Here is a 20390-nt window from a genome sequence, read left to right as displayed (position 1 = left end):
ACATGAAAAAACAATTACCCTTAATTCTCGCACTATTACTGTCGGTCAGTTTATTTTCACAATCTCCAGATAAAAAATGGAGCATCGGTTATAAGCTAGGCTCCGAACAATTTGCCGGATATGTAGGTGAAGACTTTGGTGGCCTTGAAGACTCCCATTTTATTAACGGTCTGACCCTTTCTAGAAGGATTAGCAGTCACTTTGACCTTGGACTGAGCGCGTTATGGGGCGAATATGAAGATCATTACTACGATGAGTATTATTGTGAAGATATGGCTTTGGTACGAGATTTAACCCTTTTTAACTTAAATGCTAAATTCCATTTATTCAAATACGATGATGTATTGGTACGGCCCTTTGTATTTGCCGGTTTTGGCTTATTGGTTTATGACGACCAAGACTTTGAAACTGAAAATGTATTGGATCAATTCCAATACCCGGATTTAGGCTTAGGTCTTAACATAAAAATCTCTCCAACTGTAAGTGTTACATTTGATGAAACCCTGCTATTTATAGATAGAGATAGAAATGCCAACAACAAAACGGAAAGGTATCTGCAGCACGCTGTAGGAATAGCATTTAACCTTGGCAAATCTAAAGATGCTGATAAAGACGGTATTAGCGATAGAAATGATACATGCCCAGAGGTGTTTGGTTTAAAACAATTTGACGGTTGTCCCGACACTGATAATGATGGTGTAAAAGACTCAGAAGATAGATGTCCAAATGAAGCAGGACTGATTAGCCTTGGCGGGTGCCCTGATAATGATGGAGACGGTATACCAAACCAAACAGATCAATGTCCAAATAAAAAGAGAACACAGGCTATGGCAGGCTGTCCAGATAGCGATAATGATGGAGTAGCTGACAACAAAGACGACTGCCCTAAAGTAAAAGGGTCAAAGAAATTAAAAGGTTGTCCCGACTCTGATAATGACGGCATTGCCGATAAAGACGACAAATGTCCGAAAGTAAAAGGAACAAAGAAAAATAAAGGCTGCCCTGAAGAAGTTAAAAAACAAAACCCAACTGAAGAAAAGGTGAAAACTTCAGCGCCAAAAGTATCATTATACGTTGTAAACTTTGAAAGCGGAAATAGCAACATCAATAAAAAGTCTAAGTCTATATTAAACTCCATTGTGGATGTTTTAAAGAAAAATCCAAACTACAAATTGGACATAAAAGGCTATACAGATACTGATGGCGATGAAAACATGAACTTGCGATTATCCGACTCTAGAGCAAAAATTGTTAAAGGTTACCTAATAAAACGTGGGATTTCTGACAAGCGTCTTTTCACAAAAGGCTATGGCGAACAAAACCCAATTGCAGATAATAATTCTGAAGATGGAAAAGCCAAAAATAGACGGGTGGAATTGTTTTTAAAATAATTAACCCCAATAAGACGTAAAAAAAGCCCTCATCTCTGAGGGTTTTTTTGTTTACTTGAAACTCCAGTCGTATTGGTCAAGCTCTTTGACCGAATAGTGCAATAAATCAATGGTGTTTCTAATGTCTGTTTTATCAGCCATTTCTATAACTTGATGAATGTGTCGTGTTGGAATGGATACCGCTCCTGCTATAGATCCTCCAGGTGTAAATCGCTGTATTCCTGCAGTGTCTGTACCACCACCAGTAAGTATTTCCAATTGATGTGGAATTTTATGTCTACTAGCAACTTCTTTCATATAACTGACCATTCTATAATCGCATATGGTTGAAGAGTCCATAACTTTAATTGCCGCACCTTTTCCAAGCTCAGTTATTTTTTCGTGTGGCGCTGCACCAGGAACATCATAAGCAATAGTGGTGTCTAAGCCAAAGCCAAAGTCTGGCTGTACCTCTTGAGTAGCTACATTTGCCCCTCTTATCCCTACTTCTTCTTGAACGGTAAACACTCCATAAATATCGTATGGATTGTCTTTAATCTCCCTTAACATTTCAATTAAAATAAAGACTGAAACTCTATTGTCAATCGACTTACAGTTAACGCAATTGCCCATTTCTATAAGTTGTCTTTCTCTAGTAATAGGGTTTCCTACACCAATGTATTTTTCAACCTCATCTTTGGGCATTCCCATATCAATAAAGTAATCGGTAGTCTTTGGCGATTTATTTCTCTCTTCAGGTGTCATTACGTGTATGGGCTTACTTCCCATTACCCCTATTAAGTCCTTTTTTCCATGAACAATTACCCTTTGAGCCGTTAGTGTTTTAGGGTCAAATCCTCCCAAAGTGTGAAAGCGTAAAAATCCATTGTCATCAATGTGAGTAACTATGAACCCAATCTCATCCATATGAGCGCCTATCATAACTTTTTTGTTATTGCTACCTTTTTTAATGGCAGTAACATTACCCATATTATCCATCTTTACCTCGTCTACCAAGGGGGTAACCTCTCTAAGTACTATTTCGCGGATTCGTTGTTCGTGGCCAGGGGCTCCAGCCGCTTCGCATATTTCAGCAAGTAGTTTTACGTTTATCGACATCTTTATTTGTTTTTTATTTGAGGTAACTTAACCTCATCATATTAGTCATTCCTTTTTCTTTAATGGGCATACTAGCTACATTTAAAACTAAATCGTCTTTGCTAAGTAAGCCAATTCCCTTAAGTATTCGTTTTGTATCTGCAACCGTTTCGTCGGTCCCGGTTTCATTATCATAATAAAAGCCTGTTACACCCCAAACTAAGCTAAGCGTATTTAGTATAGCGTGGTTATTTGTAAACGCATAAATTTTACATGGTGGTCTATGACTTGAAATCTCAATTGCATTATAGCCTGAGTGCGTCATTGTAATTATAGCCTTAGCACTGACCTGCTCTGCAAGTTTGCACGAGTGGTAACAAATGGCATCTGAAATAAAACGCTCTCCATGTGTTTCTTTGAGTTCATATGATCGTGTAGAAGAAAATTCTTGCTCCACATTAGTGATTATCTTACTCATTGTTTCAACCGCTTGTAATGGGAAGGCTCCTACTGAGGTTTCGCCACTAAGCATAACCGCATCAGCACCATCCATTACAGAGTTTGCAACATCGTTAACCTCAGCTCGTGTAGGCGTCACACTGTCTGTCATACTCTCAAGCATTTGTGTAGCCACAATTACTGGCTTTGCTTTTTCGAGGCTTTGTTTGGCGATTTTTTTCTGAATAACAGGCACTTTTTGCATTGGAATTTCTACCCCCAAGTCTCCTCTAGCAATCATTACTGCATCAGTGACATCAATAATGCTATTGAGGTTCTTTATGGCCTGTGGCTTTTCAATTTTTGCAATTACCCTTGCGTTATGGTTTTCCTTTTCAATATGTCTTTTCAGTTCAAGAATATCTTGTGCTGATCTTACAAAAGAAAGTCCAATCCATTCGATTGGTTGAGTTAAAATGAACTCAAGGTCTACAAGGTCTTTTGGTGTAAGACAGGGTTGTGAAATAGCTGTATTTGGTAGGTTAACGCCTTTATTTGAGCTTAGTTCTCCACCATGAATAACCTTTGTAACAACAGTGTCTTTGTTGTTAGTCTTTACAACCTCTATTTGAAGCTTACCATCGTTTATAAGAATTTTCTCTCCTGCTTTTACGTCCTTAGGGAACTGTTGATAGTTGATATACGCTTTAGTGCCGTCCCCTTCACATTCTTTTGTAGTAATAACAAATTCTGTGTTGTCTTCAAGTCTTGAACCATCGGCTATTTTTCCAATTCTAATTTTAGGTCCTTGGAGGTCTGCTAAGATAGCGGTATGAACATTTAATTCTTGGTTGATTTCTTTTATTAAACGAATGGTTTCAAGATGCGTTTTGTGATCGGCATGTGAAAAATTTAGCCTACATACGTTCACGCCAGCTTTAATCATTTCTGTTAAGGTGTCTTTGCTTAAGCAAGCAGGACCCATTGTTGCTACGATTTTGGTGTTGTTGTTTGTCATAAATTTAAAATACAAATTGTTCTTTTGTTTTTCTATCATTCTCCTCAAATACAGCTAATATAAAATCTGATTGTCGAATTAAACGTACATATTTTTGAACGTCTTGTTCATCTATCTCTTTTTGTAATAATAGCCAATAATCCACCTGCTTTTTCTTGGGCACCAAAAAGCCGTCTTGCGATTTATTTGAAAATATCATTATTTCTTCTGAGTCTGACTGATGCTGATATCTGGCAAACTCTGCGTTTGAATTGTGGGTAATGTAGGGTGCAGTTTTAAAAAAATGTGTTCTTAGCGTATGGTTAAGTGTCCAAGCAAAGCGGTAATCTTTGAGATGGCAACTAATACCTAATAAAGAAAAACTTACATCCAAGTCTATTTTTAACAATTGTTTTCCCATAATAGCTGCTAAAATAACCCTTTATCTTGGATTTAATTTTATGAATGTATTAAATCTTTGTATGCTTCTTTTGAAGCCAACTCTTCGGCTCTTTTAATGGACGTTCCTATAGCCTGACCCTTGTTTTCGTTTTCAATTAATATCATAACTTCATACGTCTTTTCGTGGTCTTTACCATAAGAGTTTATCAGCTGAAAGGAAACTTGTTTTTTGTTTGCCTGCCCCCACTCTAGTATTTTACCTTTATAACTGACTACTTCATTAAGTAATTCATTTAAGTTAATAAATGGCTGAATCAGTTTTTCTTCGATAAATTTAGCGGTAAAATCGTAGCCCTTATCTAAAAATATTGCGCCAATTAAAGCCTCAAGTGCATTTCCGTAAATGGAACGGTTAGAGCTTACTTGGTGTTTCAATAATTTGTTAAGCTCTATGTTTATGGCTAGTTTGTTCAGCGTTTTTCTACCAACAATCTTGGCGCGTGTCTGTGTTAAAAAACCTTCGTTTTGCTTTGGAAAGCTTGTATAAAGCATTTCTGCTATTACTGAACCAAATATAGCGTCGCCAAGGTACTCTAAACGCTCATTGTGTTTTAAACGCTTCTTTATAGATCTATGGGTGAGGGCTTCATTAAAGAGGTTAATGTCATTTGGATAATATCCGATTACATTAAATAGTTTCTTTTCGTACGGGGTTCTGGTTTTTAACTGGTTTTTGATGTAGTCTAGAAACTTCATCAAACTTTTTTAACCATTACACAGGCATTATGACCACCAAATCCAAATGTGTTTGAAATTGCTACGTTTACCTCTCTTTCCTCTGCTTTATTGAAAGTAAGGTTTAGAGAAGGGTCAACATCAGGATCGTCTGTTGAGTGGTTAATTGTTGGGGGTACAGCATTGTTTTTTACGGCCAAAATAGATGCTATTGTTTCAACAGCTCCCGCTGCACCTAGAAGGTGTCCGGTCATTGATTTTGTTGAACTAATATTAAGCTTTTTAGCATGCTCGCCAAAGACGCCTTTAATGGCTTTTACTTCAGCCACGTCTCCTAGCGGTGTAGATGTTCCATGAACATTTATATAGTCAACATCTTCTGGTTTCATGCCGGCATCTTCTATGGCTAAACGCATAACATTCATAGCGCCAATCCCTTCAGGGTGTGGAGCGGTTATGTGGTGTGCGTCAGCAGTCATAGCGCCGCCTACAACCTCAGCATAAATTTTAGCTCCCCTCGCCTTAGCGTGTTCGTATTCCTCAAGTATTATTGCGCCTGCTCCTTCTCCTAAAACAAAACCATCTCTCTCTTTATCAAAAGGACGAGAAGCCGTTTGTGGAGATTCATTTCGTGTTGAAAGGGCGTGCATAGCGTTAAATCCACCCACTCCAGCTTCATTAATTGATGCTTCAGAGCCTCCAGAGATAAATACGTCTGCTTTTCCCCACTTTATGTAGTTAAAAGCATCTATTAAAGCGTGTGTCGAAGAGGCACAAGCAGACACCGTAGCATAGTTTGGTCCTCTAAAACCGTACTTAATAGAAATGTGACCGGCAGCGATGTCGGCTATCATTTTTGGAATGAAAAACGGATTGAATCGTGGTGCTCCAGAGCCAGTAGCAAAATCGCCACACTCCTTTAAGAAGGTGTCTAAACCTCCAATACCTGAGCCCCATATTACGCCTGCCCTATCAAGATCCATGTTTTCTAGGTCGAAAGAGGCGTCTTCCATAGCTTCAGAAACGGCCACCATCGCATAGATGGCATACATATCTAGCTTACGCGCTTCCTTCCTGTCTAAAAAATCTGTTGGCACGAAGTCTTTAACTTCGCAAGCGAAACGAGTCTTAAACTGCGTTGCATCAAATCGTGTGATAGGTCCAGCTCCGCTTACGCCTTTTAGTAGATTGCTCCAGTATTCTGAAACATTGTTACCAATAGGAGTGAGAGCGCCTAAACCTGTAACTACGACTCGCCTTGACATGAGAAAAGAGTTTTATTTAAGCCTTTTCGATGAACGAAATAGCGTCTCCAACAGTGACAATAGCCTCTGCTTGATCGTCTGGAATTTGAATGTCGAATTCTTTTTCGAATTCCATTATTAATTCAACAGTGTCTAAAGAATCAGCACCTAAATCATTAGTGAAGCTTGCTTCTGGTGAAACCTCTGCTTCGTCAACACCTAATTTATCTACTATAATTGCTTTTACTTTTGTTGCAGTATCAGACATGAAATGAAAGTTTTTTATTAAACAAGTTGCAAATAAATGTACTTTTTAAATATAAAACAAGCGAAGGCGTTTGTATTTATTGATTATTTAAAATAATTGCTTTTAAAATAGTTCTATTTTTGACTTCTAAAGATGGGTAAGTTTAGGTTAGCAATATTTATTTCAGGCAAAGGCTCAAACGCTTTGAATATTATCAAGTATTTTAAGGGAAATGATGCTATTGAGGTGGCTTTGGTCTTGAGTAATAAAACAGGGGCTGAGGGGCTTAAAAACGCTCAAAAAATGGGGGTTGACACCATTGTTTTTAACAATGAAACGTTTAAAAAGAGTGGAGAAATTGACACCTATTTAAGGTCTTTGGGTATCGATTTTATTGTTTTAGCTGGTTTTTTGCGACAAATTCCTATTGATTTGGTTGATTCTTACAAAAACAAAATTATAAATATTCATCCTTCACTGTTGCCAAAATTTGGTGGCAAGGGTATGTTTGGGACACATGTTCACAAGGCTGTATTAGATAATAATGAGGTGGAAAGCGGTATTAGCATTCATTATGTTTCTAACGAATATGATGAAGGTAAAATCATTTTTCAAAAATCTATAGCTATTGATGAGGGTGAAACAATAAATAGCTTATCGAAAAAAATACAACAGCTTGAACACACTTATTTTCCGCTAATTATTGAAAAAACCATTCGTTATGAATTTAATACTTAATGAGGTTGCTACGGCTTTTATGGTGCTGTTCGCTGTAATAGATATCCTCGGCTCTATACCTATCATTTTGGACATCAAACGGAAAGCTGGTGAAATATCATCCTTAAGAGCAAGTATTGTTTCTCTACTAATTATGCTAGGTTTTTTAATCTTAGGTGAGCAATTGATAGGCTTTATTGGCATTGATGTTAACTCCTTCGCGGTTGCTGGTTCCATAATTATATTTATTATAGCCTTGGAAATGGTGCTAAATGTTAACCTGTTTAAGGATGATGGCTCTACTGCAAAAACAGCCTCCATTGTGCCTTTAGCTTTTCCTATCATAGCTGGAGCGGGCTCAATGACTACTATACTTTCTCTTAGGGCAGAATTTGAAGCAATAAATATAGCCGCTGCTATTTTCTTAAATATCCTTTTGGTGTTTGTTGTTTTGAAGCTTACTGGAAAAATTGAACGCTTATTAGGTGCTGGCGGAATTGCTATACTGAGAAAGGTGTTTGGTATTGTGCTTTTAGCTATCGCTATCAAATTATTTAGTAGTAACATTAAAGTCTTGTTTAACTAATGGGTATTAAAATATATACTGACGGCTCATCTAAAGGAAACCCTGGTCCTGGCGGCTACGGTATTGTTCTTCTTTCAGATGAGGGGCATAGAAAAGAGGTGGCTAAAGGTTTTAGAAAAACCACCAATAACCGAATGGAGTTATTGAGTGTTATCGTCGCTTTAGAAATGCTAAAAGCTCGACCTATGGATGTGCTTGTTTTTTCAGACTCAAAATATGTGGTTGACGCGGTCGAAAAAAGATGGGTATTCGCTTGGGAAAAGAAGTTTTTTGACAAAAAAAAGAATGCCGACCTCTGGAAACGTTTCTTAAAAATATACAATAAACACAACGTTAAATTTATATGGGTAAAAGGCCACAATAATAATGTGGAAAACGAGCGTTGTGATAAGCTAGCGGTTGCTGCTGCTGAAGCTGAAAAACATCATGAGGTTGACAGGGGTTATGAAAACTCCCAAAATCAAAACCCCTCCTTATTATAGGCCCATTGTTTTTGCAATTTTAAACCTCTTTATTGTTGCTTTGCCTTTTTCTTTAAGCTCTGCGTCTTTTTCTGTTTTTAGCTTTGTACTGATGTCTGCTTTTAAATCATTGAACAAATATGTTTTTACTCGCTTCATCCAAGATTGAGCGTTTTCTAAAGTGCTTTCTAAAGCGGGAACACCATCTAGCATTACATTTAGGTCTTGTCTTTTCAAAAAGGATGAGTAATACATAGAGGCGTAATATTGCTTATAACCGTTAGAACTTAACAATTGATTTTTGAGAAATTCCATTTTATCAATCCCGCCATAATCGGCATAAAGATCGGAAACAACTCTTGGTAAATCGTCTTCCAAATCCTTTGCTAGTTCAAGGGCCTTTTCTGAATTTAATTTAGACAAGCCTTTTAAACCAGCGCCCGAAACATAAAGAGATTTTTCAGCTATAGCTTCTTCAAAAAGCTCTTCGTATTCTGAACTGTTTTCTAGTTCTGATAAAAACAGTATCGCTTGAGACCTAACCTCGGTATTTGTATTGTACTTAGCTTGTTGCTCAATAATACCAGAAAGGTCTTCTTTATTTTTAAATGATTCCGCCCCTTCAATTCCCGCAAGCTGAATGGGCCGGTTATTGTTGTTTAGGGCGTGAAGAATGGCGTTTTCTTTACCTTTTTCACCTACATTTCGGAGCGCAAACACCATGTCCATATATAAGGGTGAATGCATTTGTTCTATCCACCAATCATCAGGTTTTTCTTCGAAAACCTCAGCCAATAAGACGTGCTCCGCGTCAACAATGATATTTATTGGTTTACTGTTCACATCAAACACGAATTCGTGTTTTGACTCCGTCATGGTTACACCGTGTCTTTTTGTTTGTCCGTCCTCATAAATATCAATGTTAAAAGGCAGTCTATAAACAGGGGTGGTGCCTTGATCTTGAATTTGCTCAACAATTACCGTTTGTTGTTTTTTAGCTTCATTGTACTTATAGTCGACTGCCAAAATAGGGTGTCCAGAAGCTAAAAACCATTGGTTAAAAAACCAATTCAAATCCTCGCCCGATACCTCTTCCATGGCCAGCCTCAATTGGTGAATTTCTACCGTTTTAAAAGCGTTGTCTTCAAGATATTTTTGCAGCCCGCTGTAAAAGGCGTCATCACCAAGATAGTACCGCAACATGTGTAATATTCGCCCGCCTTTTGCATACGAATGGTTATCAAACATATCTTCTTTGTCTTCGTAATTAAAGCGAATCATGTCTTTTTGTTCAACTCTTGATTCATTCAAATAGTTTTGGAGATCATTTTCTAGATGCATATCTGCCTCAAGTCTCCCAAGCCACTTTTCCCTCCAAATGTATTCGCCATATGTTGCAAAGGATTCGTTCAAAAGAAGGTTTGCCCAAGATTCACAAGTTACCAAATCACCAAACCAATGGTGAAAAAGTTCATGAGCAATAATGTCATCTTCATGTCTGTCAACAAGCTCCCTTTCGGTCATCTGAACAAATTCGCCGTGAATAACTGCTGTTGTGTTTTCCATTGCTCCAGATACAAAGTCTCTAACAACTACTTGAGCGTATTTTTCGCAAGGATAATCAACGCCTAAAAGGTTTGAAAAATAATCTATCATCTCTGGTGTTCTTCCAAAAATAGCTCTTGCGTTTTTATGGTAATCGTCTTCTAAATAGTAGGTTACATCTTTATCTTTCCAATTATCGTATGTGATGTTGAATTCTCCAATAGCCATCATCGCTAAATAAGGGGTGTGTCCTAACTTTTGCTCCCAAAAGTCTGTTCTTGTGCCGTCTTCATTATCAACACTTTTTAGCAATAAACCATTTGATAGGGTTGTGAACTTATTCTTTACAGTAATGTCTATGTCTTGGGTTGTTCTTTCATTAGGAGAATCTATTGTTGGAAACCAACACGAGCTAGCTTCAGTTTCGCCTTGGGTCCAAATTTGCATGGGTTTATTTTTATCTTCTCCAAGTGGGTTTATAAAACATAAGCCTTTAGCATCTGTGATGGCGTTGCTTCCTTCAACAGCAAGTTCATTTGGTTTTGCGGTGTACTTTATTGTAATGGTATACTCTTCAGTTCTGTCGTAAACTCTATCGAGTTGTATGTCTAATAGAAGGTTGTCGTAATCGTATTGCAGCTCCTCCCCATTCATACTTATAGAGTGTATGTCAAAGCCTTTTGCGTCTAGTATTAATTGATTGGTTGAGTGAAAATACGGTTTTAATGTAAGCTCTGCTGTTGCTAATAGATGTTGTTTTTCCCAATTAAAGCGAACAGATAAGTCTGTATGAATAAGGTCATTTAGGCGGGTTCGCGAAGGGTTATATATTTCCTTTTCCTCTAGTTTCTCTGCGTATTCTACTTTTGGTGTGTTAGTACTTACTAGAAGCGCTAAGGCAATTGCTATCAGTGTTTCTATAATATAATTTTGTGAGGGTGTAAAAGTAACAACATTTCTTTGTTAAATTTGTAGTGTGAAAGCTGTAATAAATAAAGGTCTTGAATTTTCCCTTGAAGATGATATTAGTTGGGACTGTATCGAAGTAAAAGACGGTCAGTTTCAAATTATCTACAAGAATAAATCTTATTTAGCTGATGTGGTGCGTTTAGACACTTCTAAAAAAGAAGTCTGTCTACAAATCAATAATCGGCTTTATGATGTCGTGCTAAAAGACAAATATGACGATTTATTAAATCAAATGGGGCTAGATACCGCTTCTAATAAGAAGGATAATGAGGTTAAAGCTCCAATGCCAGGTCAGGTCTTGGACATCTTAGTAAAAGCTGGAGATACTATCAATGAAGGAGACGGGCTCATTGTGTTGGAGGCTATGAAAATGGAAAACATTATTAAATCTACCAGAAACGGTATAGTACAAAAGGTGCACGCCAAAAAAAGCAATAGCGTTGAAAAAAACGCTGTCCTTATTGTTTTTGAATAGGATTAGACAAGCTGTATGTCGAACTGAACCAAGTCTATAAATTCTGAAATACGGCGATTAACCTCATCCTTAGAAAGGCCATCCATTCGTTCTGTTCCAAATTTTTCTACACAAAAAGACGCCATCGCAGAACCTATTATTACAGCTCTTTTCATGTTCTCAAAGGAATAGTCTTTAGTGGCACAAAGATGGCCCACAAAGCCGCCTGCAAAGGTGTCACCAGCCCCTGTTGGGTCAAACACATCTTCTAGTGGTAGGGCGGGAGCAAAAAAGACTTCTTCTGAATTAAATAAGAGAGCACCGTGCTCCCCTTTTTTAATAATTAGAAACTTTGGTCCAAATGACAATATCTTTTTTGCTGCTTTTACTAGCGAATATTCCCCCGACAATTGACGTGCTTCTTCATCATTAATAGTGAGTACGTCAACGTTTTTTAAAGCAATCATGAGGTCGTCCAGAAAGTTGTCCATCCAAAAGTTCATGGTGTCCAATACTATCAGTTTTGGTCTTTCTTCCAATTGATCTAGTACTTTTTGCTGAATGCTAGGCATAAGGTTTCCTAACATTAAAAGCTCACAGTTTTGGTATTCGGTTGGAACAACAGGGTTAAATGTTTCTAGTACATTAAGTTGGGTGTCCATTGTGTCTCTAGTATTCATATCATTATGATACCTTCCAGACCAGAAAAATGTTTTTTCGCCTTCTTTAATTTGGAGACCTTTTGTATCAACCCTATGGTTATGTAACATATCTATTGCAGACTGAGGGAAGTCGCCTCCCACCACTGAAACTAAATTAATGTCCTTATGAAACTTTGAGGCTGACAATCCTATATAGGTAGCTGCGCCACCTATAATTTTATCTGTTTTACCAAATGGTGTTTCAATAGCATCGAAAGCAACTGTTCCTACAACTAATAAACTCATAACTTTTAAAATTTTATTTTTGCAAATGTATTGCATAATTATTTGCAATGTAGTAATATTGCACTCCAATTTTTCCTCCTTAGCTCAGTTGGTTAGAGCATCTGACTGTTAATCAGAGGGTCCTTGGTTCGAGCCCAAGAGGGGGAGCAAAGAAATTTAGAAGGGTTACAGACAATTGAAGTTTGTAACCCTTTTTCTTTTTTCAAGGTTTACGCAAGGTTTTAGGTTAAAACATGAAAATAGTCATGATCCCGAGACTACTCAATTCAAATATCGAACCACAGTATTAAACCAGCTGAATTCCTCTCAACCATGGAGGAAATTAATATGATCCTGTCGTCAATCAACCCCAAATGAATCCCATAGGTCATCTATTTCCGGATCAGGATTTTTCGAACGCCATATATACCCCATTGTGTTCGCCATTACCTCTTCATCAATTGAAGTTTCTGTGATGCGAGCAATATGTTCAATGTGCCGCTGTAGTCTTCGGATAAAGTCGAAATCAATATCTGCCTTTAGGGCGATATCTACAAAAGCTCCATAATAGTAGTCTCCGTAACAGTTATACGTCTGAAGTAGTTGTTCCGGCGTGAGATGTTTCGTGCATATCAATGCTCCTTCAATGATAGTGCATTTGTTTTCTGTTGTATGGATAGTCATACATAAAATATACAGAACTGAAATGACAAAGTCAAATTATGATATAACGAAAAATATTACATTATTAACATGATATATGTTATATTTGAGAAACTTGATTAATCACTTCGTGTATGAATCGCATAAAGGTTGTCTTAAAAGAAAAGGGTATAAAACAGACCTGGTTAGCAGATAAATTAGGCAAGAGTTTTAATACTGTCAATGGCTACGTTCAAAATAGACAGCAGCCACGGTTAGAGACTTTAAATGAGATTTCGGAAATATTGGACGTGGATATCAAAGATTTAATAATGTCAACCAAAAACAAATGAAAGTATACTCTAAGCTTGAATCATTACTTAAGCAAGAACCCAATTTTTTATCGGATGAAGGGAAATTGAAGAAGTGGGTGGTTATTGATAAGGCACGCAATTACGACGCAGGATTAATTGAATTACTATTGAAGGACCAGCAGATCAATGAACTTTTTTTTGTGAATGTCAACGACGTTTTGATTTTCAATCAAAATCACTTTATACAATTCCTCGAACAAAAAAATTATCTAAACGATAGTTATACTCAGTTCAAAAATAAGGTAGGTCTCACTATAGGTGGAAGTTACTTGAAGCAAAGAAATGAGATTGCTCTTGTTTGGCCATTCAAGGATTGTATTTTAGAGGGGGGGCAGAATTTTGAAGAACAAAAAAGAGAGGAAGTGTTTTTCAATGAGATAATAGCCCAAGATGAAATTACTCAACTTCTCGAACCCAAGGTTCTCACAAACGCAAAGTATTTTGACGTCAACGGACCACATCAGTTTGATAAGTTTAATCGAGATGACAAACTAAATAAGAAAAGAGGTGTGTCCTCAAACACCATAACTGATAACCTTGTCATTAAGGGTAATAATCTCTTAGCGTTACATTCTCTTAAAAAAGAGTTCTCTTCAAAAATAGATCTGATTTACATAGATCCTCCTTACAACACTGGGGGCAATGGAGACACCTTCCAATACAATAATAACTTTAAGCGATCTACATGGTTAACTTTCATGCAAAATCGCTTGGTTGCCGCTAAAAGTCTTTTGAAGAAGGACGGTGTTCTAATTGTGGCAATTGATGAGAATGAGCAAGTTCATTTAGGTGTTTTACTTAAAGACTTGTTTCCTGATTCGGAAGTCCATTGTATAACGATTATGCATAACCCAAGAGGTATTCAAGGAACTAACTTCTCATATACTCACGAATACGCATTTTTTGTGATTCCAAAAGGGTTGAAGTCTATTGCGAATCAAAAAATCGATGAGCCCGAAATTAAATTTAGAGGACTTCGAGATAACGGTGGCGAAAGTTTGAGAACAGATGCAAAAAACTGTTTTTACCCATTTATTGTCGACCCGGTAACTGACAAAATTTTAGGTTTTGGAGATGTTGAGTCTGACGACTTCCATCCGGGCAAACGTACAATTGAAAAAGAAGGAAAGGTCTACGTATATCCAGTGGATAACGACGGAGTTGAACGGAAATGGCGCTATGCTCAACAATCTGCCAACAAGGTCTTACACCTAATGAAAGCAAAGAAAGTAAATGGCGTATATGATATTCAATTGGGGAAAGATTTCAGACAATACAAAACTGTATGGTCGGGCGCTAAGTATGATGCCAATGAGTATGGGACCAAGCTCATAAAGTCATTAGTCCCAAACTCGAAGTTTTCTTTCCCAAAATCATTGTGGAATGTTTATGATTGCCTTTATGCTGCTGTGGGTGACAATCCAAATGCAATCGTATTAGATTACCATGCTGGATCAGGGACAACTGGTCATGCAGTTTTAGAAATGAATAAATCTGATAACGGCAACAGAAGATTCATCTTATGTGAACAAATGGATTATATCGAGACAGAAACTAACATTCGATTGATGAATGTTATAGGGAATGAAAAATTAAACGAATCATTTACCTTTTTCGAGCTCAAAAAATTCAACGAGTATTTTATTGATATTATTAAAGAGGCAAAGGATTCCCAATCGCTACTGGAAATTTGGGAACAGATGAAAGAGAAAAGTTTTTTGAATTACAATGTGGATATCAAAAGGCAAGAGGAAAATATTGAGGACTTCAAGTCAATGAATCTGAAAGAACAGAAACAACACCTTTGCGAAATACTTGATAAAAACCAATTGTACGTTAATCTTTCATCACTCCATGATAAAGATTTTGAATGCACAGATAGAGAAATACAGTTAACTCAAAACTTTTATCAAATAGAAACCAAGTAACACTATGGCATATCTCTATAAAATCTTTGAAGGGCCTTTTGCCAGAAGAGCGCTATCTCAAGTAAATGTGCCAAATAGTATTGCAGGCAATTTAAGACTAGGGTATGGTCAACGTCCTTATCAAATTGAAGCGTTCAAAAGGTACATATACTTAGACCAGGAAGATTTCGAAGAAAAACCTCATAAACCCTACCACTTGCTTTATAATATGGCAACTGGAAGTGGTAAGACTTTGATAATGGCTGGTCTGATGCTTTATCTTTATGAAAAAGGATATCGCAACTTTCTATTTTTTGTAAATAGCAAAAACATCATTAAGAAGACCAAGGATAATTTCCTGAATCCACAGGCGAATAAATACCTGTTTAATAATAAAATTGTTATTGATGGAAGGGAAGTAATTATTAAAGAGGTTGAAAACTTTGAAGAGGCTGATACAGAAAACATCAACATCAAGTTTACTACCATTCAGCAATTGCATATTGACCTGAACAACACAAAAGAAAACAGCTTAACATTCGAAGATTTTGAAAATAGAGAAATAGTCTTAATTGCCGATGAAGCCCATCATTTTAGTTCAGGAACAAAAAGGGGTACTTTACTCGGAAGCTGGGAAGACACAGTACAGAAAGTCCACCAATCCAATTTCAACAATATCCTTTTAGAGTTTACTGCAACCTTAGATTATGAAAGTAGGGAGATTGCGGAAAAATATCAGGAAAAAGTCATTCACAAATATGATCTGGCTCAATTCCGTTTAGACAAATATTCTAAGGAAATCAATTTAGTTCGGTCGCTCTATGATGAACAGGAACGAGTCATTCAGGCCTTAATTCTCAATTTGTATCGTCAGGAATTGGCAACATCCAATAATATCAATTTAAAGCCTGTTATTCTATTCAAAGCCAAGAGTAAAATTGCGGAATCTGAGCAGAACAAAATTAACTTTCACCAACTGATTGAAGGTTTTTCGATCGAAATGGTGAATAACATTCAGCAAACTTCAACCATTCCAATTGTTCAAAAGGCATTTGAATTTTTTGAAGGCAAGGGCATTTCGGATAACGAGATAGTTAAACGTATTAAATCCAATTTCAAAGAAGAAAACTGCATTAGCGCAAATAATGATGCAGAAGCGGAAACTAATCAAATTTTACTCAACACATTGGAAGATGAGAACAATCCAATTCGAGCTGTTTTCGCCGTCCATAAATTAAATGAAGGTTGGGACGTTTTGAATTTGTTTGATATTGTTCGTTTATATGAAGGGCAGAATACAGGAGGTAAAAACAAAGGGGTTGGAAAAACAACTATTTCGGAAGCCCAATTGGTTGGTAGAGGAGCGAGATATTTTCCTTTCAAACTGGAAGATAATCAAGACCCATTTACCCGAAAGTTTGACAATGATATATCCAATGACTTAAAAATCCTTGAAGAACTTTATTACCACACTAAAGAAGACAGCCGTTACATTTCCGAATTGAAACAGGCGTTGATTGACACAGGAATCTATGAAGATGATGAAAATACCATCCAATTGACACTTGAAATCAAACCTGAATTCAAAAAGGCAGACTTTTACAAGACTGGGCGGGTTGTATTCAATAAAAAGATTGAAAAGAGTTACAACAACGTTAAGTCCTTCGAAGACTTGGGAGTTAAGATGAGTAATCTGAATTACACACTGTCTTCAGGTGTAGGTCGCATGACTTCAGTTTTCAAGGATGATAATAAAGGAACCGTAGACAAAATAGAACACAAGGATTTAAAAGTAGGAAGCATACCTAAACATGTTATTAGTTATGCCTTATCTCAAAACCCATTTTATCATTTTGATAACTTGGTAAAGTACTTCCCAAACTTAGATTCTCTATCAAACTTTATTCAAAGTGAGGATTATCTGGGGGGATTGGAAATAACGTTTAATGGATCAGAAGACCGCTTTAATAAAATTGCTAATAAAGATTATTTGCTTGCGGTTAATAAACTTCTAACCTCCATCGAAGATGATATAAAATCTAACTTAACCGAATTCGAGGGCTCAAAATATATTTCTGAATATGTGCATAAGGTGTTCGGGGACAAAGAGATTAAAGTCAATAAGAACAGTGAACGATCAGATGGTCAATTTGACGTAGTTAGTGAGCCTGATTGGTATGTTTATAACGCCAATTATGGAACAAGCGAAGAAAAGAAATTCGTTGAAATGTTCTCAAGACGATTTGAGCACTTAGAGAAGAAATTCGAAAATATATATCTCATAAGAAATGAGAGAGAGTTAAAGATTTATGACGGCCTCGGTCGTGCCTTTGAACCCGACTTTTTGCTGTTCTGTAAAGAGAAGGACGGCGATGAACATACGTTTCAAGTTTTCATTGAACCCAAAGGCGCACATCTTATTGCTAATGATATGTGGAAGGAAGAATTCTTGCAAAGGATGAGGGATGAAAGGAAGACTCTTCAAATCAACATGGATAAGTATTTAATAACTGGAGTTCCGTTTTACAATTACTCAAATGAAAATGAGTTTATTGAAAATTTAGAATCGTTATCTTAAAATCTTGATTTTTTTGAAATTTTTTCCGGAAAATTCGCAGACGGATTCGAGCAAACCTTGTTGATCAAGGGGTGGCAGCCCCGAGGGAGGATACCTCATAACAATCACTTCGGTCAGGGGGGGGGTGGATAATAGCGTTTACCTTAAAATCATACCTATCTAATAGCGATAAAGTATAGGTTTTATGCGGCATAAGCGGTAATTCAGCGTTAATTTTAGGCTAGTCACACACTAAGTCTAAAAATCATGGGAATTTCAGTTTTATATGTCCGTATTTCGTCACTTGATGGTAAAACCGATCGGCAAAGAGTCAATGAAGAAGAGTTTGATAGAGTCATTGAGGATAAGTGTTCTGGTTCGATTCCAATTTTTGAAAGAGAAGGCGGGCGCCAACTAAAAAAATGGATCGATGAAGGTGTGATCTCTTCTATTTCTATTTGGCAAATTGACCGCAGCGGCAGAGACCTTCGTGATATTCTAAATTTCATACACTACACCACCCAGAGAAAGATCCCAATTAATTTTATCTCACAGGGTCTAAGAACCATTGATGAAAATGGAGAGGAAAACCCCATCTCCAAAATGGTAATTTCAATTCTTGGAGTTGTTGCGGAAATGGAACGGAAATTAATCCGAGAACGGCAACGTGAGGGAATTGAAATCGCAAAGTTGAAGGGGAAGTTCTTAGGACGTAAAAAAGGTACTTCTGAAGATCCCCTAAAGTTCTTATCAAAGAAGAGGAATAAACATGCCATGGAACTCCTAATTAAGGGTTATAAGAATATTGAGGTTTCACGAATAACTGGTCTGCACCCGCAGACAGTTTCAAAAGTAAAGGGTATGATCTGATGGATATAATTTTAATCGGCAGCGTAATATTTCTACTGTATAGATTTGATAGATTTCTTCAGCGACCTGAGGTAAAATTAAACATCCCAATAGGGGATTTTTTAGAAGACATTACAATCTGGATGAAGGATATGTATCCAACAAGGAGAAAGTTCCCCAGAATCGTTATTTCGAACCAAAAATCGAAGTTGGCGGGGGAATACAAATACTATTCTAACGAGATCATAATTTACTTAAGAAATCATCCGAATATTAAGTCACTAGTAGATACCCAAATACACGAAACGATACATCATATTTTTATAGATACGAAATCAAAACAAGACTTGTATCAGAGACAATTGGAAGAATATGGATACTGGGATCATCCTGGGGAAATACTATCATTTACGTTATCTAAAAAACTTACAGAAAGGTATATGAAGACTAGATTTAATAAAAAGTGGGTATGGTTCTAAAAGAGATCTATTCCCCTACTTTAATAACTAGTGTATAAATGTATTACATGTATATCAAGTTAAATGTGGTATTAACTTTTAGAGGTGGTATTTTATAACTAAAATGTCATTTTGACTACTGGAGAATGTTGTTGAATTTTTTACGACAAATTCCTTCTATTATTTCTCTTTTTTCTTCCTATCTGGTACTTTATAGATTCTCTTATGAACTCTGATTTATTTATTTCTTCTTCAACTATTGTATCTATTAAGTTTCTATACTGTTGTTCTGTTATTCTTATTGTTACTGATTTTTTTTTATTCTTTTTCATATCCAGTATTATATCTAGTCTAGTTATTCTTGGGGATTATAGTTTTATATTTCTTATCTATTATTCTATTCTAGTTCCCGTAGGGTTTCCCTGTTGAAGATCGGTGGTGCGATAGAGTCCCCTTACCCATGTAAGGGGTCTATCACTCCAGGTTTCTTCTGTTTCGACCTGGTCCCACGACATCACCGAAAGACGTGGTTTGTTGGCTACTTTAGAGGAATCGGTTCCCCTGAGATCACACCTTCCAACCTCGTGCTGGTGTTTGTCCTTTTGATCTCGTCCCACAGTTGGACTTAAAACAGTAGTCGCTGCCGTCATTTCCTCCGACCAACTACCGTCGATTACTAATAAATATGTCTTACAATGTAAAAGTTCACTTTACTATCAAATTTTTTTTCTGTACCAATTAAATGCGGCGCAGGTCGAATAATTTTTATAGCATAGCAAACATGAAAAAGAAGTATGTATCGGTAATCGATTTAACACACTATTTGAGTATGTCTAAATCAAAAATTTATGAAATGGTAAATGATGGACTCATCCCATATTATAGAATTTGTGGGGCCATTAGATTCAATATTGAAGAAATAGAACAATGGATTAGTAGCGGTTGCTACTTTGATAATGAAGATTTAAATCTACCTAGATTGTAATGGCAACCTTCAATATTAGATTAGACACAAGAAATAAACTAAAAGATGACAAATTCAACCTCGTAATAAGAGTTTTTGAACAGAATACTTTTGTGGATTTGAAGGTTGAACGGTTAACGCGGCGGCAGCACCACCGCATTTTCATTAAAAATGCCACTGATGAGAAAAGTATTGAATTTAGAAGAAGAACGAATGAATTGAAATCCTTTGTTGAGGAACTGTATCATCAAATTGGATATCTCAATAAAGATAGATTAAGAGACCAGTTTTACAGTAGGAGTCATCGGCCAAAGAAATCCCTTTTTTGAATAGTCCTTGCTTGGGTTTTTTGTGTTTTTTCTTTAGTTGAGTTTTAGTAAAAAAACTTTCTTTCTTCTTTATTTTACTATCGGGTGTACATCCAACAGAGGTACAATTATACTGGCTTTT

At 36.7% G+C, this 20390-nt stretch carries 20 protein-coding genes and 1 tRNA gene; 12 read left to right on the top strand and 9 right to left on the bottom strand.

Features of this window, described 5'->3' with window-relative positions; all coding sequences use genetic code 11:
* The first annotated feature begins 2 nt into the window (after positions 1 to 2).
* A complete protein-coding gene (locus tag ISP73_03430; protein ID MBL6657639.1) occupies positions 3 to 1391 on the top strand; it encodes an OmpA family protein in 1389 nt (462 codons plus the stop codon).
* 51 nt (positions 1392 to 1442) lie between these two features.
* On the opposite strand, the gene ISP73_03425 is transcribed toward ISP73_03430, so the two are convergent.
* Genes ISP73_03425 through ISP73_03400 form a run of 6 tightly spaced genes read right to left on the bottom strand, consistent with a single transcriptional unit; the run spans position 1443 to position 6552 of the window.
* Positions 1443 to 2489, bottom strand: coding sequence for a M42 family metallopeptidase (locus ISP73_03425; protein ID MBL6657638.1), 1047 nt, complete (start codon positions 2487 to 2489; stop codon positions 1443 to 1445).
* 13 nt (positions 2490 to 2502) lie between these two features.
* Positions 2503 to 3924 (bottom strand): pyruvate kinase, encoded by a 1422-nt coding sequence (pyk, locus tag ISP73_03420; GenBank protein MBL6657637.1) that lies wholly within the window; start codon positions 3922 to 3924, stop codon positions 2503 to 2505.
* Positions 3925 to 3928: 4 nt separating this feature from the next.
* Positions 3929 to 4324 carry an IPExxxVDY family protein gene (locus ISP73_03415; protein MBL6657636.1) on the bottom strand — a complete coding sequence of 132 codons (396 nt, stop codon included), beginning with the start codon at positions 4322 to 4324 and terminating at the stop codon, positions 3929 to 3931.
* A 38-nt stretch (positions 4325 to 4362) separates the two neighbouring features.
* The gene (gene rnc, locus ISP73_03410) at positions 4363 to 5061 is read right to left on the bottom strand and encodes a ribonuclease III (protein MBL6657635.1); all 699 of its coding nucleotides are present in this window, start codon (positions 5059 to 5061) and stop codon (positions 4363 to 4365) included.
* Positions 5061 to 6305: a beta-ketoacyl-ACP synthase II gene (gene fabF / locus ISP73_03405; GenBank protein MBL6657634.1), complete on the bottom strand. Its 1245-nt coding sequence runs from the start codon at positions 6303 to 6305 to the stop codon at positions 5061 to 5063. Before fabF ends, rnc begins: the two co-directional genes overlap by 1 nt.
* Positions 6306 to 6321: 16 nt before the next feature.
* Entirely contained in the window at positions 6322 to 6552 is a 231-nt protein-coding gene (locus ISP73_03400; protein MBL6657633.1) for an acyl carrier protein, read from the bottom strand.
* 132 nt (positions 6553 to 6684) lie between these two features.
* Between ISP73_03400 and ISP73_03395 the strand changes: the two genes are divergently transcribed.
* Genes ISP73_03395 through rnhA form a run of 3 tightly spaced genes read left to right on the top strand, consistent with a single transcriptional unit; the run spans position 6685 to position 8316 of the window.
* Positions 6685 to 7269 (top strand): phosphoribosylglycinamide formyltransferase, encoded by a 585-nt coding sequence (locus tag ISP73_03395; GenBank protein MBL6657632.1) that lies wholly within the window; start codon positions 6685 to 6687, stop codon positions 7267 to 7269.
* Positions 7253 to 7834, top strand: coding sequence for a MarC family protein (locus tag ISP73_03390; protein MBL6657631.1), 582 nt, complete (start codon positions 7253 to 7255; stop codon positions 7832 to 7834). Before ISP73_03395 ends, ISP73_03390 begins: the two co-directional genes overlap by 17 nt.
* Positions 7834 to 8316 carry a ribonuclease HI gene (rnhA, locus tag ISP73_03385; GenBank protein MBL6657630.1) on the top strand — a complete coding sequence of 161 codons (483 nt, stop codon included), beginning with the start codon at positions 7834 to 7836 and terminating at the stop codon, positions 8314 to 8316. Before ISP73_03390 ends, rnhA begins: the two co-directional genes overlap by 1 nt.
* On the opposite strand, the gene ISP73_03380 is transcribed toward rnhA, so the two are convergent.
* The gene (locus tag ISP73_03380) at positions 8311 to 10494 is read right to left on the bottom strand and encodes a M1 family peptidase (GenBank protein MBL6657629.1); all 2184 of its coding nucleotides are present in this window, start codon (positions 10492 to 10494) and stop codon (positions 8311 to 8313) included. The genes rnhA and ISP73_03380 overlap by 6 nt on opposite strands.
* Positions 10495 to 10816: 322 nt before the next feature.
* Here ISP73_03380 and ISP73_03375 point away from each other — a divergent pair, with 322 nt between their 5' ends.
* Positions 10817 to 11284 (top strand): acetyl-CoA carboxylase biotin carboxyl carrier protein subunit, encoded by a 468-nt coding sequence (locus ISP73_03375; GenBank protein ID MBL6657628.1) that lies wholly within the window; start codon positions 10817 to 10819, stop codon positions 11282 to 11284.
* 2 nt (positions 11285 to 11286) lie between these two features.
* Here the strand turns inward: ISP73_03375 and ISP73_03370 are convergent, their stop codons facing one another.
* Positions 11287 to 12210: a sugar kinase gene (locus ISP73_03370; GenBank protein MBL6657627.1), complete on the bottom strand. Its 924-nt coding sequence runs from the start codon at positions 12208 to 12210 to the stop codon at positions 11287 to 11289.
* Between the two features lie 73 nt (positions 12211 to 12283).
* On the opposite strand from ISP73_03370, the gene ISP73_03365 reads away from it, so the two are divergent.
* Positions 12284 to 12357 (top strand) — tRNA-Asn (locus ISP73_03365).
* Positions 12358 to 12549: 192 nt separating this feature from the next.
* Here the strand turns inward: ISP73_03365 and ISP73_03360 are convergent.
* Complete coding sequence (locus tag ISP73_03360) at positions 12550 to 12873, bottom strand: hypothetical protein (GenBank protein MBL6657626.1); 324 nt, start codon at positions 12871 to 12873, stop codon at positions 12550 to 12552.
* 113 nt (positions 12874 to 12986) lie between these two features.
* On the opposite strand from ISP73_03360, the gene ISP73_03355 reads away from it, so the two are divergent.
* The 6 genes from ISP73_03355 to ISP73_03330 all read left to right on the top strand — a co-directional run bounded on the left by ISP73_03355 (position 12987) and on the right by ISP73_03330 (position 20269).
* Positions 12987 to 13184 (top strand): helix-turn-helix transcriptional regulator, encoded by a 198-nt coding sequence (locus tag ISP73_03355; GenBank protein ID MBL6657625.1) that lies wholly within the window; start codon positions 12987 to 12989, stop codon positions 13182 to 13184.
* The gene (locus tag ISP73_03350) at positions 13181 to 15133 is read left to right on the top strand and encodes a site-specific DNA-methyltransferase (GenBank protein ID MBL6657624.1); all 1953 of its coding nucleotides are present in this window, start codon (positions 13181 to 13183) and stop codon (positions 15131 to 15133) included. The genes ISP73_03355 and ISP73_03350 overlap by 4 nt, the downstream gene beginning before the upstream one ends.
* A 4-nt stretch (positions 15134 to 15137) precedes the next feature.
* Positions 15138 to 17690, top strand: a complete 2553-nt coding sequence (locus ISP73_03345) for a DEAD/DEAH box helicase family protein (protein MBL6657623.1) — start codon at positions 15138 to 15140, stop codon at positions 17688 to 17690.
* Between the two features lie 246 nt (positions 17691 to 17936).
* Positions 17937 to 18539, top strand: a complete 603-nt coding sequence (locus tag ISP73_03340) for a recombinase family protein (GenBank protein MBL6657622.1) — start codon at positions 17937 to 17939, stop codon at positions 18537 to 18539.
* 1218 nt (positions 18540 to 19757) lie between these two features.
* Positions 19758 to 19961, top strand: coding sequence for a helix-turn-helix domain-containing protein (locus tag ISP73_03335; GenBank protein MBL6657621.1), 204 nt, complete (start codon positions 19758 to 19760; stop codon positions 19959 to 19961).
* Entirely contained in the window at positions 19961 to 20269 is a 309-nt protein-coding gene (locus ISP73_03330; GenBank protein MBL6657620.1) for a hypothetical protein, read from the top strand. Before ISP73_03335 ends, ISP73_03330 begins: the two co-directional genes overlap by 1 nt.
* Positions 20270 to 20390: the final 121 nt, after the last annotated feature.

The organism is Flavobacteriales bacterium (assembly GCA_016779935.1).
In the GTDB taxonomy this organism is placed as follows: Bacteria; Bacteroidota; Bacteroidia; order Flavobacteriales; family UBA7312.
The sequence above is the reverse complement of the archived record's forward strand: the minus strand, read 5'-3'. Positions and strand labels throughout refer to the sequence as shown.